This window comes from Paenalcaligenes sp. DL 309 (assembly GCF_057475285.1).
The window spans coordinates 137980-153896 of record NZ_JBYBKW010000006.1 but is presented as its reverse complement, the minus strand read 5'-3'; the positions used below and the strand labels follow the sequence as shown (position 1 = coordinate 153896).

The window sequence follows — 15917 nt, the reverse complement described above, 5'->3', positions numbered from 1 at the left end:
GGAGTTTTAGAAATAATGGTGTTTAAATGAGCATAGATGAGAGCTCACCTTCAGATTTTTTTGTACAGATTTCAAATTTAAAGAAAGAGTACCGCACAAAAAAATCGCACTCCATTGTGGCCTTAGATGAGGTTAATTTATCTATTAAAAGAGGTGAGTTTGTTTCTTTAGTAGGCCCCTCTGGTTGTGGTAAAACCACCTTACTCAAGATTTTAGCCTCTTTGATCAAAAGCACAGAAGGAGAGATTCTTATCGATGGGCAGAGAGTGAGGAAACCATCCGCCGATGTAGGAGTAGTGTTCCAAGAGCCTACGTTACTACCGTGGCGTACCATACTTGAAAATATTATGCTGCCCATTGAGTTAGTGCGCGGTTTAAATAGAGAGCAGTATCTCGAGTCCGCTTTAAACTTGATGAAAAAGGTAGGTCTTAATGGTTTTGAAAACAAATACCCAAAAGAGCTCTCGGGCGGTATGCGCCAGCGTGCTGGTATTTGTAGGGCGTTAATTCGTGATCCTAAAGTGCTTTTGATGGATGAACCTTTTGGTGCTTTAGATGCAATGACACGCGAGTTCTTGAATGTGGAATTACAGCGGATTTGGATGGAGCAGAAAAAAACCATCGTTTTTGTTACGCACTCCATACCAGAAGCCGTTTTTCTCTCTGATCGTGTAGTAGTTATGTGCCCTAGGCCAGGAAGGATTAGTGAAATAGTGCCTATTGATATGCCTAGAGCCAGAAAGCTGAGTGATATGAATAGCGAGTACGCGGGAGATGTTTTAGCGCATATTCGGCGCCATTTTGATAATAGCTCTATGATTGACTAGCAAAGCGCAGGCTACAGGTATTTTAATGAGAAAAAGAAAAACGAATAAAGTAAGACAGTATTTGCTAGTGTTAGCTGTTTTTTTTATATTCACCTTGGTCTGGCAATGTGCTGTCACCGTACTTGAAGTGCCAAGCTATATTTTGCCTCCACCTACCGAAGTGGGTAAAAAGCTTATTGCTTTACCTAGCACATATTTTTTTTGGAATGATGTGGTCACTACGGTGCGAGAGGCATTTTATGGTTATGCGATTAGTATTATCATTGCGGTGATTTTAGGTGGATTAATTTCCCAGTTTTATATATTAGAGCTGAGCCTGATGCCTTATATAGTGGCATTCCAGACCATTCCTAGCATTGCTTTAGCGCCCATTTATTTAGTTTGGTTTGGTTATGGGATAACGGCAAAAATTGCCATGGCGGTTACTATTGCCTGCTTTCCTATCATGATTAATGTTATAGCAGGCTTGCAATCTACCAACTCCGATCAAATTCAAATGCTGCGAGCATTTGGTGCCAGCCGTCTACAGGTGTTTTATAAAGTATCCATACCCAATGCCTTACCGCACTTTTTTACCGGCTTAAAGCTGGGCGTGATTATGTCTTTAACTGGGGCATTGGTGGCTGAGTTTGTAGGTGCTAAGGCCGGGCTGGGTTTTAGAACCATGCAGTTTTATGAGCAGCTTAAAATAGCCGATATGTTTGGAGTGCTCGCTGTTTTAGGACTCATAGGCATACTGGCCCATGCACTGATTTCTTATTTAAGACGGAAGGTGATTTTTTGGGAAAGAGGGGATGAAGGATAAACGCATGAAACTAAAACAAAAAACCCGCAAAGCCATAGACTGTGCGGGTTTTTGGTGCTTATAGACAGCTTATGGAGTCTATAGAAACATGAATTCTGGTAGGCAGTACTGGATTCGAACCAGCGACCTCTACGATGTCAACGTAGCGCTCTAACCAACTGAGCTAACCGCCTAAAGAATTTACTATAGCTAAAAACTATAAGTATTGTCAAGATAAAAGAAATTTATACAAAGTAATAACAAAGTAAAAGATAGATTGGTAGCGATATTACAACAGGTTGTCTTGGTTTTTCCTGCTAGGTGGGGCTTCTGATGGTAAACTAGTAGCAATTGCTATTAATTTAGATTTATATATTTATACAAACACACAAATCTTGAATCAGGTGCATGAAAATGACATTTACGCGAACTACTAGCTGGCAACAATAATTTTGGCTGCATTGTGTTCGCTCGTTGATTCAAGCAAATTACAGATACATTAAACCGCGGCCTTAGTGCCGCGTTTTTTATTTTTAGGATGTTGTATGGTTCAGATTACCTTGCCCGATGGTTCGCAGCGCTCGTTTGACGGGCCTGTTTCTGTTGGCGACGTGGCTCATTCAATTGGTGCTGGCTTAGGGCGTGCTGCTCTTGCAGGGCGAGTGACTACAGAAGGAACTGAGCCTACGTTGGTCGATACCCATTACGTGCTTGATGAAGATGCGCACTTAGCGATCATTACTGCTAAGGACCCCGAGGGGCTGGAGATTATTCGTCACTCTACTGCGCATTTGCTTGCTTATGCTGTACAGGAGCTCTATCCAGAAGCCCAAGTGACTATTGGGCCAGTGATTGATGATGGTTTTTATTATGACTTTGCTTATAAGCGTGCTTTTACGCCAGAAGACTTGGAAGCCATTGAAAAGAAAATGACAGAGTTATCGCGCGCGGATTTGCCCGTTAGCCGCGAAGAATGGGATAGAGATGAAGCCGTTGAGTTTTTCAAAAGCATAGGTGAGATTTATAAAGCTGAGATCATTGAGTCTATTCCTGCCGGAGAGACCATCAGCTTATATCGCGAAGGGGATTTTATCGACTTATGTCGTGGGCCTCATGTACCTTCTACCGGTAAGCTTAAAGTTTTTAAGCTCATGAAAGTAGCAGGGGCGTATTGGCGCGGTGACAGTAACAATGAAATGCTACAGCGTATTTACGGCACGGCGTGGGCCACCAAAGAAGAGCAAAATGCGTATTTGCATATGCTTGAAGAGGCTGAGAAGCGTGATCATCGCCGATTAGGGCGTGAGTTAGGTCTTATTCAGTTTCACGAAGAGGCTCCTGGTCTAATTTATTGGCACCCTAAAGGCTGGACGGTTTGGCAGCAAGTTGAACAGTACATGCGTAAGGTCTACCAGCGTAACGGTTATCATGAGGTCAAAGCGCCGCAAATATTGGATTTATCTCTCTGGAAGAAAACAGGTCACTGGGATAATTACTCAGAAAACATGTTTACCACTGAGTCTGAAAACCGAGTGTATGGTCTTAAGCCCATGAATTGCCCTGGTCATGTACAGATTTTTAATCAAGGGCTGCATTCTTATCGCGAGCTACCCATAAGATATGGTGAGTTTGGTCAGTGTCACCGTAATGAGCCTTCAGGATCATTACACGGCATGATGCGGGTGCGTGGTTTTACTCAAGATGACGGTCATATTTTCTGTACTGAAGATCAACTGCAACAAGAATGTATTGATTTTACCGCTTTACTGCAGCAAGTTTATAAAGATTTTGGTTTTGAAGAAATACTTTATAAGGTAGCCACACGTCCTGAAAAACGCATTGGTGACGATGAGGTATGGGATAAGGCTGAGGCAGCTTTAATGGAAAGCCTACGTCGCACAGGGTGTGAATTTGAAATTGCGGAAGGCGAAGGCGCATTTTATGGCCCTAAAATTGAGTACACGCTGAAAGATGCCATTGGTCGTCACTGGCAATGCGGTACCATACAGGTTGATTTTTCCATGCCAGCCCGTTTAGGCGCTGAGTACGTGGACGCAAATGATCAGCGTCGTACACCTGTTATGTTGCATCGCGCTATTTTAGGGTCTTTTGAGCGTTTTATTGGTATTCTGATAGAAAGCTACGCAGGTGCTTTGCCTGCTTGGTTATCTCCTGAGCACGCGGTGGTGTGCTGTATTGCAGAGTCTTCCGCTGATTATGCGAAGCAAGTGGCAGCCGAGCTCACCGAAGCGGGGTTCAGGGTTAATAGTGATTTGCGTGGTGAGAAAATCAACCGTAAAATCAGAGAGCATAGTATGCAAAAAATCCCCTACATATTAGTTGTAGGAGATAAAGAGCGTGAGGCAGGTACGGTCGCAGTACGCGGTCGTGGGGGCCTCGATCTAGGGGTTATGCCACTGGCCGATTTTTCAGAACGGCTACATAATGATATTAAACAACGTAACTAAAGCAGTATCCTTAGTCTTCGTTGATTTATTGCTATTATGAACTCATGCTGGCATAGATAATATTTATTTAATTTTGGGAGTTTTAGACATCGCAACTGATAAAAAACATCGTATTAATGGCGAAATTCGTGCTAATGAGATTCGACTCATCGGTATTGATGGTGAGCAACTTGGCATTGTAAAAGTCGCAGAAGCATTAGCTATGGCTGAGGAAAACGAAGTTGACTTAGTGGAGATTGCACCTACAGCAAAACCACCCGTCTGTCGTTTAATGGATTATGGCAAGTTCCGTTATCAAGAACAAAAACGCCAACAAGAAGCCAGAGCCAAACAAAAAGTCGTACAGCTCAAAGAAGTGAAGTTCCGTCCTGCTACGGATGATGGTGACTACAACGTAAAATTACGTAATGTGCGCCGCTTCATTGAGGAGGGTGACAAGGTCAAAGTGTCACTGCGTTTTAGAGGGCGTGAAATGGCTCACCAAGAGTTAGGTATGCGTGTACTAGAGCGTGTGCGTGATGATGTAGAGGAAATCTGTCAGGTGGAGTCGTTTCCACGCTTAGAGGGTAGGCAGATGGTAATGGTGCTTGCGCCACGCAGGAAAGCCGATTAATTTCTTTATATCGTTACTTTATGCCCCTTCGTGGATAGTTCATCACGAAGGGGTTTATTTCAGGAATGCTCATGCACGTTTTATTTATTATTGATCCACTGCCAGGTTTGGCGGCTTATAAAGATACGTCTGTTGCCATGATGCGGGCGCTCATAGCACAAGATCACACGGTGAGTGTCACTCTACAGTCTGAGATTTATATTGATAGTGGCCGTGTTAAAACAACCGCACAGCCTATACATATTGCGTCTAATGCAGACTTACATGCTCCGCAATGGTGGGAGTTGGCGGGTGCGCAGATTGATGTAGAGCTAAATCATTTTAGCGTAGTCATTATGCGTAAAGATCCTCCCTTTGATATGGAGTATTTTTACTCTACGCATCTCTTGAGTTTTGCTGAAGAGCAGGGTGCTAAAGTCTTTAATACAGGCGCTGCATTGCGTAATCACCCCGAAAAGCTTGCGATTACCGAGTTTTCACAGTTTACACCTGTCACTTTAGTTACGCGTGATATGAGCAAAATTCGTGCTTTTCATCAGCAGCATAAAGATGTGATTGTTAAGCCCTTGGATGGGATGGGGGGCGCGGGAATTTTCCGCATGCGTGAAGATGAGGTCAATGTAGGTGCTATTTTAGAAACCCTCAGTAAAAATAGCACCGAAAGCTTGATGGTGCAGCGTTATGTGCCTGAAATTGTTGATGGTGATAAACGCATTATTATTATTAATGGTAAGCCGGTGCCTTATAGCTTAGCTCGTATTCCATTAGCCGGAGAAACCAGAGGTAATTTAGCAGCTGGCGGTAGAGGGGTGGCTCAACCGCTTAGTGAATACGACTGGCATATTGCTAACACCATTGCTCCAAAACTGGTCGAGCGCGGCTTGTTTTTAGTTGGTTTGGATGTCATAGGTCAGTACGTCACAGAAATTAATGTGACTAGTCCTACTTGTTTTGTGGAAATTACAGAGCAAACAGACTGTGATGTGAGCCAGCTTTTTGTTGAGGCCCTAGTCTCTAGCGTCAATGAACGATAAATTATCCTCTCAAGTAACGGTAGTTTTAGTAACGCATGCTCCTTTAGGGCAAGCGTTACGGCTATGTGCGCAACATGTATTAAACACGAAGCCAGAACTGTTGGTGGCTGATATTTTACCCACCGATTTACCTGAGCCTTGGATTCAAAAACTGGTGCAAGACCTACGTCAAAGCACTAAACCTTATGTGTTGTTACTGTGCGATCTTTACGGCTCTACACCCTACCATATTGCTACTGGTGTACAGCGCCAACTCACTATTAAAGGGCAGCATGTACATTTACTGTCTGGAGTGAATGTCTGCATGGTGGTAAAAGCCTTATCGGACACTTCGGCTTCTATTGAAGAGGTGGTACAAAATACCTTATATGCTAATCAGCGTGGAGTGGTACACCAAGCGCCCACATTTCCTTAGACTTTGTCCTCTTTTCTTAGCGTGTTATTTATTATTCGTCTTATAAAATAAATTATGCCTTCTATTGATATAGTAATTAGCAATAAATTAGGGTTGCATGCACGAGCGGCAGCGAAGTTGACGGAGCTTGCTGGGCAGTTTCAAAGTGATATTCACGTAGCCAGAGCCGAGCAGCGTGTTAATGCGAAAAGTATTATGGGTGTAATGATGTTGGCGGCAGGGCTTGGCGTTGAGGTGACCGTTGATGCGCAAGGACCCGATGCCGAACAAGCCTTGACTGCTATTTCTGAGCTATTTGCAAATAAGTTTGGTGAGGATGCTTAACGGTGCAGGCTTTACAAGTGAATACGGCAATGTGCACGGTGTCTGGTCAAAGCGTAGTGGGTGGCTATGCTATAGGCAAGGCAGCTGTGATGGGTGCGGCCGCTTTAGAAGTACCTCATTATCGTATTTCTGTTGAAGCCATTGATGCTGAGTGTGCGCGTTTAGAAAAGGCAATTGCTACTGCTCGGGCTGATCTTTTGCTTCTGAGTCAACAGCTTCCCAATGATGCTCCCCGTGAAATTGCTCCCTTATTAGAAGTGCATAGATTGCTTTTAGAAGATCCTTTGCTTAGAGAAAAAAGTAATGAGTTAATTAAAGAGCGTCTTTATAATGCCGAATGGGCTTTAACTACTCAAGGGCAGTTCTTGATAGCTCAATTTGAGCAGATGGAAGATGTGTATTTGCGCGAGCGTAGCGCTGATATACGGCAAGTGATAGAACGTGTACTTTTTATTTTAACGGGGCAAGCTACCCATTCTAATGAACTGGCTATTAACGCATCCCCTACTGATGTAGGTTTAATCGTAGTAGCTAGAGATATTTCACCCGCTGATATGTTGCGATTACGTAAGGGGCGTTTTGCGGCCTTCTTGACTGATTTAGGTGGCCCCACTTCGCACACAGCCATCGTGGCGCGTAGTATGAATATACCCGCGGTGGTGGGACTTAATAGCTTACGTCGATTGGTGCGTGATGGCGATCTGCTGATAGTTGATGGTTTTAAGGGCGTAGTAATAATTAACCCCTCCGAACAAGTACTACAACAATATCGCCAATTACAAGCACAGCACTTACAACAGCGTGAGCAACTCTCGCAGTTACGAGACACGCCCGCCGTCACCTTAGATGGCATTCTCATTAAGCTAGAAGCGAATATAGAAATGCCCCAAGAGGCGCAGTATGCGTATGAGGCTGGAGCAGATGGCATTGGTTTGTTTCGTAGTGAGTTTTTGTTTATGGGGCGCTCGGAGTTGCCTTCCGAAGATGAACAATATGAAGCGTACAGTGCTGTGGTTAAAAAGATGCAAGGGCGCCCAGTTACTATTCGCACACTAGATATAGGCGCCGATAAAACCTTAGATGGTGAGCAAACTGTAGCCACAAATCCGGCTTTGGGTTTACGAGCTATACGTTATTGTTTAGCCAATCCTAAGTTATTTCAAACCCAGTTACGTGCTTTGTTGCGTGCTTCTCAATATGGTTTGGTGCGTATTCTTATTCCTATGATTAGCACAATGGAAGAGGTGCATGCGGTACGTTTTGCTTTAGATCAAGCTGAGCAAAGCTTGCTGGCTGAAGGGGTAATACATGCCTGTCACATTGAGCTGGGCGCCATGGTGGAAGTACCTGCGATTGCCATTGCCATTGAACCTTTTGTGCAAAATCTTGATTTTTTATCCATAGGCACCAATGATTTAATTCAATATGTGATGGCGGTGGACCGCACCGATTCTGCGGTAGCAGACCTTTACGATCCTACCCATCCAGCGGTGTTACGATTAATATCACATACAATTAATCAAGCACAAAACTACGGCAAACCTGTTTCCGTGTGCGGTGAAATGGCCGGAGATGTACGCTTAACGCGTATGCTCTTAGGTTTAGGTTTAAAGCAGTTTTCTATGCCTGCCACGCAAATTCCCACCATAAAACAAGAAATTCTGCGTTCGCATTCGGCGGCTCTAAGGTTAAAAGTAGCGAGCGTATTAAATAGAGCAGGCCGTATTGATTTATTAGAGCTTCATTAAGAATGTAAAACACCCTCATTTTCTATGATTTAGACTGGTAGAATATGATCGGTAGGTATAAATATAACTGTAACTAGAAAGTAAGGAATGAATATGAAAAAAACGCGTACCTCCTTAGCTGTGCTGGCCCTTTTCTCGGTAGCAATGCTTACGGCTTGTTCTGATGATGACGTAAACAAACCCGTAGCTTCTCCGGAAACAGAGGCTACTGAGCATAAGGTTGAAGCAGTTAAACAAGATATGATCGCTACAGAAAAAGAAATTGAAGCGGACCTCAAATCTGGTACAGAAGCAGTAGAGGCCAAAGCGGAAGCAGAAAAAGCGAAAGCCAGTGCCGAAGCGCAGCGTTTAGCTGCAGAAACTGCTGAGAAAGCCGACGCTGCTGATGATAAAGCCGATGAGTTGGAGGCCGAAGCAGAAAAGCTTGAAAAAGAAGCCGCTACTGGCTCGGAAAGTCTAAAGGATAAAGCGGAAGATGCCTTAGAAGTGGTGAAAGACATGGGATCTGATGCGGCTGAAGCTACTAGTGATGCCGTTAAAAGGGCCGCTGCTAAAGCAGATAAGGCCATTCAGGATGCAGTAGGGGATGGTAAGTCTGCTCCTGTAAAAACACCGGTTGAGCCTAAGACTGAGCTTTAATGGCTTTATGAGTAAAAGGCCACCTCGCTTAACTTAGCTTGCCTTAGTTAAAAGCCGCCACTTGGCGGCTTTTTTGATTACACTAATAGATACAAAATACAAGGAGAGTATTATGGATTCACGCAAAGACTTTTTTGGTCAACTTCAACAAAACTTATCAGATCTAATCGCCAATAGCCCGGCTGCTGACGTAGAGAAAAACATGAAGGCTTTTATGGGGCAAGCCTTTACGCGTATGGATTTACTCACTCGCGAAGAGTTTGATACGCAATTGGCACTTTTAGAGCGTGCTTTAGCACGGATAACCAGTTTAGAGCAGCGTGTGCAAGAGTTAGAAAACAAGTTGGGCGACAAAGAAGAGAAGCCTAGCGTTGATAAGCCGGCAGACGTAAAAAGTTAAGTAGTTTTACGTAGGCTTTAAAGCACACGTTTTCATATTTCACCCTCTTAACTTAGCGCATACTAGTAATGCAGTTATATAAAAAAGGGGGTGATATGACATTAGCTGTATTAAGTAGTTGTGCTTTAGTGGGCGCTGAAATGCGTGTGGTGCGCGTAGAAGTACACATAAGTCGAGGTTTACCTAGGTTTTCTATAGTAGGTATGGCTGACTTAGGTGTGCGTGAGAGCCGAGAGCGTGTGCAGTCTGCTATTGCTAGTAGTGGTTATAATTTTCCTGCTGCTCGCATTACGGTTAATTTGGCACCTGCTGATTTACCTAAAGATTCTGGCCGTTTCGATCTGCCCATTGCCTTAGGCGTGCTATTAGCTTCAGGGCAAATGCGTCTAGAAAAAATACCGGGGCAAGGAGCGCAGCCGCCTGCCATAGATCATTTTGTGTTTGCGGGAGAGCTTTCTTTAACGGGCGCTGTAGTGCCCGTAGCTGGCTCTTTAGCCATAGGTTTAGGGGTTAAAAAACGCTTCCCGCAGCGCTGCTTGATTTTACCGCAACAGTCTGCTGTGTTAGCAGCACATATTCCTGCGCTAACTGTTATACCGGTTCAAACCTTAGCTGAAACCGTTAATTATCTTTGTAATAAGCAAGACATAGCACCGGCTGTGGCGGCTGAGCCATCGCTTACACCCATACAAAAGCTGTGCATGTCAGAAGTGTATGGGCAGCAACAAGCCCGGTTAGCTTTGGAGTTAGCGGCCTGTGGCGGCCATAGTTTACTTATGACAGGGCCGCCGGGGGTAGGGAAAAGTATGCTAGCTCAGCGTTTGGCTACTATTTTACCCCCTTTAGAAACGCAACAGCAGTTAGAAGTCGCTGTGCTTCATCAGTTAGATACGCGTTCACAGGGGGGATTTGTGTTTAGTGATGCGACACCTTTCAGGGCGCCGCATCACTCTTGCACCGTACCCGCTATGATAGGGGGTGGCCGTCAACTACGCCCTGGTGAAATCAGCTTAGCGCATCATGGGGTTTTGTTTATGGATGAGTTCCCCGAGTTTGAACGCAGGGTGCTTGAGTCATTGCGCGAACCTTTAGAAAATGGTGAGGTGGTCATAGCGCGGGCTAATCACCATGGGCGCTTTCCGGCTAAGTTTCAGCTTATTGCTGCTATGAATCCTTGCCCTTGTGGCTATTTAGGGCACCAGAAAATTGCGTGCACATGTAGCCCCGAACGCGTGAGTCGCTATAAGTCAAAATTATCGGGGCCGCTTTTAGATCGTATTGATTTACATTTAACTTTACATTTTGAGCCAGATGTTTTACAGAAAAAAGGGCAGACGGAAAGCTCAGAGACTATACGTCAGCGTGTAGCGGCTTGTAGAGCCGTGCAGTATCAACGGCAAGGGTGTTTAAATTCTGCTTTGCAAGGGGCTGCTTTAGAAGAGCATGCACCGTTGCAGGCTACTGCATCTAACATGCTTGAGACGGCCATGCAGCGTTGGGCGTGGTCAGCGCGCACCATACAAAGACTAAGACGAGTGGCCCGTACCATTGCAGACACAGAAGAAGCATCTTTAATAGAAGCCGAACATGTTGCGCTTGCGATGCAATATAGGGAGCAATTAGGCCTAAGGCCTTAATTTCTTAGACACTATTAGACAAATTTTTGATTAGCTACTATAATTTACCCTTTTATTGGCTCTTAAAAGTAAAAAGCTTAATAAAAAATCAATAAGTGCCTAGCAGGTTAAGAAAGCGAGACTTTAGTTTTAGTCTACACCTATAGGTCACAACTTAATTTTGAGTGTTCTTATGCCTAAAATGAAAACAAAGCGTGGTGCAGCCAAACGCTTTAAAGTACGTGGCAGTGGCTCTATCAAACGTGGACAGGCTTTCAAGCGCCACATCTTGACAAAGAAAACCACTAAAAACAAACGTCAGTTACGTGGTAGCACAGCAGTGCATGCCGCTGATGTCGCATCCGTTAAACAGATGCTACCTTATTCTTGATCGGAGTTTAAAACATGTCACGCGTAAAACGTGGGGTTAATGCCCGCACTCGTCATAAAAAAGTTTTAGCTGAAGCCAAAGGTTTCCGCGGTCGTCGTAGTAAAGTCTATCGCGTAGCTAAGCAAGCGGTAATGAAAGCCGGTCAGTATGCATATCGCGACCGTCGTAACCGCAAACGTGTATTCCGTTCTTTGTGGATTACGCGTATTAACGCGGCTTGCCGTGAGTTAGATTTAAGTTACAGCCAGTTTATCGCTGGTTTAAATAAAGCGAATATCGAACTTGATCGTAAAGTGTTGGCCGATATGGCTGTTAACGATAAAGCAGGTTTTGCTGCGGTAGTAGCCCAAGCTAAATCCGCCTTAGCCGCTTAATCGCACACTCCGATTTTGTATATGTACAGACGGGCTCTTTTAAGGGCCCGTTTGTTTTTGGAATTAGACTTTAATTATGACACTACCTGCCGACGATATGATTGAACGCGCCCAGACCTTATTTGCTGAGGCTACGGACGCTGCTGCTTTGGAAAATGCTAAGGCCACTTTCTTAGGAAAACAAGGTGAAATTACGGCCTTGATGAAAGGTTTAGGTAAATTGCCTCCCGATGAGAGACGAAATCAGGGTGCGGCAATTAATCAAATAAAACGTCAAATTGAGACATTATTAGATGATCGTCGAGCAGCCTTGGCGCAAGCCCAGCTAGAGCAGCGTTTAGCTTCTGAAGCCATTGATGTCACCTTACCCGGGCGTGGTCAAATGATAGGGGGCATTCACCCCGTTATTCGTGCGTGGCAGCGTGTGGAGGCTATTTTTCGCTCTATTGGTTTTGATGTGGCCGATGGTCCAGAAATTGAAAATGACTGGACAAATTTTACGGCCTTAAATAATCCTGAAAATCATCCGGCGCGTTCCATGCAAGATACTTTCTATGTGGATATGCAAGATGAAAATGGTTTGCCCTTTCTCTTGCGTACACATACTAGTCCTATGCAAGTGCGCTATGCGCGTATGCACAAGCCGCCTATTAAGGTGATAGCACCAGGGCGTACCTATAGGGTTGATAGTGATGCCACGCATTCGCCTATGTTTCATCAGGTGGAAGGGCTGTGGATTGCTGAAGATATCTCTTTTGCAGACCTCAAGGGGGTATACACCAATTTCTTGAAGGCGTTTTTTGAAACGGATGATTTAGTCGTGCGTTTCCGCCCTTCCTTTTTCCCTTTTACTGAGCCATCTGCTGAGATAGATATGATGTTTAGCTCGGGGCCTAATAAGGGACAGTGGTTAGAGATATCTGGTTCAGGCCAAGTGCACCCGGATGTGATACGTAATTATGGGTTAGATGCAGAAAAATACATTGGTTTTGCCTTTGGTTCTGGCTTAGAGCGCTTAGCTATGTTGCGTTATGGTGTCAATGACTTACGGCAGTTCTTTGAGGGCGATCTTCGTTTCTTAAAGCAGTTCAACTCTTAACTTTAGCGCGGGCAATTACTCATGTTTGTTTCTGAATCCTGGTTACGTACCCTTATTAATCCCTCTCTAGATTCCGACACACTGTGCCATCGACTCACTATGGCTGGTTTAGAAGTGGAAGAGTCTGTGACTGCTGCACCTGCCTTTACAGGTATTATCGTTGCTGAAATTATTGAAGTTGCACCTCATCCAGATGCCGATCGTTTACAGGTTTGTCAGGTGAATACTGGCACTGAGATCGTGCAAATTGTGTGTGGTGCCCCTAATGCGCGTCAAGGGCTTAAAGCCCCTTTGGCCCAAGTGGGCGCCGTATTGCCGGGCGATTTTAAAATTGGTAAAGCTAAAATGCGGGGTGTGGACTCCTTTGGCATGCTGTGCTCGGCAAAAGAGCTTGGCATCTCTGATGACAGCGATGGTCTCTTAGAACTGGGTGCTGATGCACCGGTAGGCACTGATATACGTGAATGGTTAGATTTAGATGACCACATCATTGAAATTAAAATGACACCCAATCGGGCAGATTGTTTATCTATGATGGGTGTGGCACGGGAAGTGGCGGCACTTACTGGTGAGAGCATGTCTTTACCTTCCTTTGAGCCCGTGGCCGTGAGCATAGATGATCGCTTAGCTGTTCGTATAGCTGCGCCCGATTTGTGTGCGCGTTTTGCCGGTCGTATTGTTAAAGGTATTAACGCTAACGCCCCCACGCCCGAGTGGATGGCAAAGCGTTTAATCCGCGCAGGCCAGCGTCCTGTCTCTGCCTTAGTCGACATTTCAAACTACGTGATGTTGGAATTAGGCCGTCCTACCCATGTGTTTGATTTGGCTAAAATCCAAGAAGGTTTAGAGGTGCGTTGGGCGCAAGCCGAGGAAAAGATTACATTGCTTGACGGTAAAGAAATCACCTTAACTGAAAACGTAGGGGTGATTGCATCAGGTGGTATGCCGCAAAGCGTAGCCGGTATTATGGGGGGCGAAGAAAGCGCCGTAGACCCAGAGACTACCACCGATATTTATATAGAAGCCGCATTTTGGTGGCCTGAAGCCATTATGGGGCGGGCCCGTCAATATAAGCTTCACTCTGAAGCCAGTCACCGTTTTGAGCGTGGCGTAGATTACGAACACGTGACTGAGCATTTAGAGCGTATGACCCAATTAGTATTGGAAATTTGTGGTGGCCAAGCGGGCCCCATTGATGACCAACATGTTAATTTGCCTCAACCCCATAAGGTGAATATGCGTTTAGCGCGCTGTAACCGTATCTTAGGTATTCCTGTATCGGCTGAGGAAGTGAGTCAGATTTTTAGTCGTTTAGGTTTTGAATTCACTGTAAAAGACGAGGTGTTTACGGTTACTTCACCTTCCTATCGCTTTGATTTGCGTATTGAAGAAGATCTTATCGAAGAGGTAGCACGTATTTACGGTTTTGAACGTATTCCTGATTTAGCGCCTGTTGCTCCAGCGAATATCTTGGTTGAGACTGAAGAGCTCAAAGGACCCCATGCTTTACGTGCCAAAGTGGCTGCTTTAGGGTATCAGGAAGTCATTAACTTTTCTTTTGTAGAAGAAAAATGGGAAAAAAACTATGCGGCGAATACAGACCCAATTCGCTTGTTGAATCCCATCGCCAGTCAATTATCTGTGATGCGCTCCTCTTTATTAGGCGGGCTTTTGGCTAATATTGAACACAACGCACGTCATCGTCAAAGTCGGGTTCGCGTGTTTGAGTTAGGTAAGGTGTTTATGCGTGATGCTAGCGTTGAAAATGGTGATTTAACCGTGGCAGGGGTGAACCAGCCTCTGCGCTTAGGGGGCGCTGCCTGGGGGCCAGTAATACCCGAGCAGTGGGGGGCTAAAACACGAGCGGTTGATTTTTTTGATGTGAAATCCGATGTAGAAAACTTATTTGGTGTGCGAGCTGCTCAGTTGCGCTTTGTGGCTGACACCCATCCAGCGCTACACCCAGGGCGCAGTGCGCGCATAGAGCTCAATGGTGAATCTGTGGGTTGGTTAGGTGAGCTGCATCCCGAATGGTTACAGCAACTTGATATTAATACTGCACCGGTGTTGTTTGAGTTAAATGCTGATGCTTTAGCCTATACACCCATGCCTCAAATCACCGCGCAGTCGCGTCAGCCAGTGGTGCAGCGAGATTTAGCTTTTTGGGTAGATACTACTGTTAGCTATCAGCAAATAATTGATACGCTCCATGCGACTCTAGCCGCAGAGCCTGCATTGGGCATTGTAAAAGATTTTAAATTATTTGATGTGTGGAAAGCAGAGCCTCAAGCCACTGAGCAAAGTTTAGCAATGCGTTTTTGGTTACAAGATGCTCAAGCTACCTTAGACGATGCTAAAGTAGAGCAAAGTATGCAAACATTGCTCAGCGCTTTGGTGCAAACACATCATATTCGTCAACGAGCTTAATTATGATGATGCAAATTGATCGTACATTAACCAAAGCAGAGTTAACGGAGTTTATTTTTACCCAGGTTGGTTTAAATAAACGTGAAGCTAAAGAGTTAGTTGATGCTTTTTTTGCTGAAATTTGTGCGGTTTTAGAAAAAGGGGAAGAAGTGAAGTTATCTGGTTTTGGTAACTTCATTACCCGAGATAAATCCTCACGCCCTGGGCGTAACCCAAAAACAGGTGAACCTATTCCTATTTCTGCCCGTCGTGTTGTTACATTTCACGCCAGTCAAAAACTCAAAACCGCAGTTGAAAATACGGGATTATAATCCGCTAAGTAGAGATTTACTGGAACTGTGTAATCGGTATATAAGGAAAGTCGTATGAGCACTACAAAAAGCCAAGTATTAGCTCCATTGCCAGCTAAACGTTATTTTACTGCTGCGCAAGTTTGTGAGCTTTGTGCAATAAAACCCAATGTATTGCGTTATTGGGTGCAAGAGTTTTCTACTTTTGGCACCGCTCTTAAAACCCGTGCGCCGCGTCGTTATTATCAACATCATGAAGTGCAATTGCTACGCCGTATTCGCCATTTAGTGTATGAAGAGGGTTTTACTTTGGCGGGGGTGCGTAATCAACTGGAAGGTGGTGGAGTGGCTGAACCTGAGGCACAAACAGCTGTCCGTCTTTCGGCTGCGGAATTGCAAGCTGTACGCCATGATTTAACTCAAGTGAAGGCAGTCTTAGATAAAGCGTTGGCTTTTTAATAGAATGCG

At 44.8% G+C, this 15917-nt stretch carries 17 protein-coding genes and 1 tRNA gene; 17 read left to right on the top strand and 1 reads right to left on the bottom strand.

The window, feature by feature from the left end; genetic code table 11:
* Positions 1-26: 26 nt before the first annotated feature.
* Both AC2UZJ_RS09650 and AC2UZJ_RS09645 read left to right on the top strand, forming a co-directional pair.
* Positions 27-827 (top strand): ABC transporter ATP-binding protein, encoded by an 801-nt coding sequence (locus tag AC2UZJ_RS09650; RefSeq protein WP_486949938.1) that lies wholly within the window; start codon positions 27-29, stop codon positions 825-827.
* A 25-nt stretch (positions 828-852) separates the two neighbouring features.
* Entirely contained in the window at positions 853-1632 is a 780-nt protein-coding gene (locus tag AC2UZJ_RS09645; RefSeq protein WP_486949937.1) for an ABC transporter permease, read from the top strand.
* Positions 1633-1728: 96 nt separating this feature from the next.
* On the opposite strand, the gene AC2UZJ_RS09640 is transcribed toward AC2UZJ_RS09645, so the two are convergent.
* A tRNA-Val gene (locus AC2UZJ_RS09640) sits at positions 1729-1805 on the bottom strand.
* Between the two features lie 351 nt (positions 1806-2156).
* Between AC2UZJ_RS09640 and thrS the strand changes: the two genes are divergently transcribed.
* The 15 genes from thrS to AC2UZJ_RS09565 all read left to right on the top strand — a co-directional run bounded on the left by thrS (position 2157) and on the right by AC2UZJ_RS09565 (position 15908).
* Positions 2157-4079 carry a threonine--tRNA ligase gene (thrS, locus tag AC2UZJ_RS09635; protein WP_486949936.1) on the top strand — a complete coding sequence of 641 codons (1923 nt, stop codon included), beginning with the start codon at positions 2157-2159 and terminating at the stop codon, positions 4077-4079.
* A gap of 73 nt (positions 4080-4152) precedes the next feature.
* Positions 4153-4692, top strand: coding sequence for a translation initiation factor IF-3 (infC, locus tag AC2UZJ_RS09630; protein ID WP_486949935.1), 540 nt, complete (start codon positions 4153-4155; stop codon positions 4690-4692).
* A gap of 71 nt (positions 4693-4763) precedes the next feature.
* Complete coding sequence (gene gshB / locus AC2UZJ_RS09625) at positions 4764-5726, top strand: glutathione synthase (RefSeq protein ID WP_486949934.1); 963 nt, start codon at positions 4764-4766, stop codon at positions 5724-5726.
* The gene (locus AC2UZJ_RS09620) at positions 5716-6141 is read left to right on the top strand and encodes a PTS sugar transporter subunit IIA (RefSeq protein ID WP_486949933.1); all 426 of its coding nucleotides are present in this window, start codon (positions 5716-5718) and stop codon (positions 6139-6141) included. The genes gshB and AC2UZJ_RS09620 overlap by 11 nt, the downstream gene beginning before the upstream one ends.
* Before the next feature lie 54 nt (positions 6142-6195).
* The gene (locus AC2UZJ_RS09615) at positions 6196-6465 is read left to right on the top strand and encodes an HPr family phosphocarrier protein (protein WP_486949932.1); all 270 of its coding nucleotides are present in this window, start codon (positions 6196-6198) and stop codon (positions 6463-6465) included.
* 29 nt (positions 6466-6494) lie between these two features.
* Positions 6495-8213: a phosphoenolpyruvate--protein phosphotransferase gene (gene ptsP / locus AC2UZJ_RS09610; protein ID WP_486949984.1), complete on the top strand. Its 1719-nt coding sequence runs from the start codon at positions 6495-6497 to the stop codon at positions 8211-8213.
* A 93-nt stretch (positions 8214-8306) separates the two neighbouring features.
* A complete protein-coding gene (locus AC2UZJ_RS09605; RefSeq protein ID WP_486949931.1) occupies positions 8307-8852 on the top strand; it encodes a hypothetical protein in 546 nt (181 codons plus the stop codon).
* A 112-nt stretch (positions 8853-8964) separates the two neighbouring features.
* Complete coding sequence (locus AC2UZJ_RS09600) at positions 8965-9252, top strand: accessory factor UbiK family protein (protein ID WP_486949930.1); 288 nt, start codon at positions 8965-8967, stop codon at positions 9250-9252.
* 95 nt (positions 9253-9347) lie between these two features.
* Complete coding sequence (locus AC2UZJ_RS09595; protein ID WP_486949929.1) at positions 9348-10889, top strand: YifB family Mg chelatase-like AAA ATPase; 1542 nt, start codon at positions 9348-9350, stop codon at positions 10887-10889.
* A 172-nt stretch (positions 10890-11061) separates the two neighbouring features.
* Positions 11062-11259 carry a 50S ribosomal protein L35 gene (gene rpmI, locus AC2UZJ_RS09590; protein ID WP_486949928.1) on the top strand — a complete coding sequence of 66 codons (198 nt, stop codon included), beginning with the start codon at positions 11062-11064 and terminating at the stop codon, positions 11257-11259.
* Between the two features lie 14 nt (positions 11260-11273).
* A complete protein-coding gene (rplT, locus tag AC2UZJ_RS09585) occupies positions 11274-11633 on the top strand; it encodes a 50S ribosomal protein L20 (RefSeq protein WP_486949927.1) in 360 nt (119 codons plus the stop codon).
* 76 nt (positions 11634-11709) lie between these two features.
* Positions 11710-12732, top strand: coding sequence for a phenylalanine--tRNA ligase subunit alpha (gene pheS, locus AC2UZJ_RS09580; RefSeq protein WP_486949926.1), 1023 nt, complete (start codon positions 11710-11712; stop codon positions 12730-12732).
* Positions 12733-12753: 21 nt separating this feature from the next.
* A complete protein-coding gene (pheT, locus tag AC2UZJ_RS09575; protein WP_486949925.1) occupies positions 12754-15159 on the top strand; it encodes a phenylalanine--tRNA ligase subunit beta in 2406 nt (801 codons plus the stop codon).
* An 8-nt stretch (positions 15160-15167) separates the two neighbouring features.
* The gene (locus tag AC2UZJ_RS09570) at positions 15168-15470 is read left to right on the top strand and encodes an integration host factor subunit alpha (protein WP_486949983.1); all 303 of its coding nucleotides are present in this window, start codon (positions 15168-15170) and stop codon (positions 15468-15470) included.
* 54 nt (positions 15471-15524) lie between these two features.
* Positions 15525-15908 (top strand): MerR family transcriptional regulator, encoded by a 384-nt coding sequence (locus AC2UZJ_RS09565; RefSeq protein ID WP_486949924.1) that lies wholly within the window; start codon positions 15525-15527, stop codon positions 15906-15908.
* Positions 15909-15917 lie beyond the last annotated feature (9 nt).

Coding starts and splice junctions, on each gene's coding strand:
- ptsP (WP_486949984.1), top strand. CDS start 6,495: ATGTGCACGGTGTCTGGTCAAAGCGTAGTGGGTGGCTATGCTATAGGC.
- AC2UZJ_RS09650 (WP_486949938.1), top strand. CDS start 27: ATGAGCATAGATGAGAGCTCACCTTCAGATTTTTTTGTACAGATTTCA.
- rplT (WP_486949927.1), top strand. CDS start 11,274: ATGTCACGCGTAAAACGTGGGGTTAATGCCCGCACTCGTCATAAAAAA.
- AC2UZJ_RS09570 (WP_486949983.1), top strand. CDS start 15,168: ATGCAAATTGATCGTACATTAACCAAAGCAGAGTTAACGGAGTTTATT.
- pheS (WP_486949926.1), top strand. CDS start 11,710: ATGACACTACCTGCCGACGATATGATTGAACGCGCCCAGACCTTATTT.
- pheT (WP_486949925.1), top strand. CDS start 12,754: ATGTTTGTTTCTGAATCCTGGTTACGTACCCTTATTAATCCCTCTCTA.
- rpmI (WP_486949928.1), top strand. CDS start 11,062: ATGCCTAAAATGAAAACAAAGCGTGGTGCAGCCAAACGCTTTAAAGTA.
- thrS (WP_486949936.1), top strand. CDS start 2,157: ATGGTTCAGATTACCTTGCCCGATGGTTCGCAGCGCTCGTTTGACGGG.
- AC2UZJ_RS09645 (WP_486949937.1), top strand. CDS start 853: ATGAGAAAAAGAAAAACGAATAAAGTAAGACAGTATTTGCTAGTGTTA.
- AC2UZJ_RS09600 (WP_486949930.1), top strand. CDS start 8,965: ATGGATTCACGCAAAGACTTTTTTGGTCAACTTCAACAAAACTTATCA.
- AC2UZJ_RS09605 (WP_486949931.1), top strand. CDS start 8,307: ATGAAAAAAACGCGTACCTCCTTAGCTGTGCTGGCCCTTTTCTCGGTA.
- AC2UZJ_RS09595 (WP_486949929.1), top strand. CDS start 9,348: ATGACATTAGCTGTATTAAGTAGTTGTGCTTTAGTGGGCGCTGAAATG.
- gshB (WP_486949934.1), top strand. CDS start 4,764: ATGCACGTTTTATTTATTATTGATCCACTGCCAGGTTTGGCGGCTTAT.
- AC2UZJ_RS09620 (WP_486949933.1), top strand. CDS start 5,716: ATGAACGATAAATTATCCTCTCAAGTAACGGTAGTTTTAGTAACGCAT.
- AC2UZJ_RS09565 (WP_486949924.1), top strand. CDS start 15,525: ATGAGCACTACAAAAAGCCAAGTATTAGCTCCATTGCCAGCTAAACGT.
- AC2UZJ_RS09615 (WP_486949932.1), top strand. CDS start 6,196: ATGCCTTCTATTGATATAGTAATTAGCAATAAATTAGGGTTGCATGCA.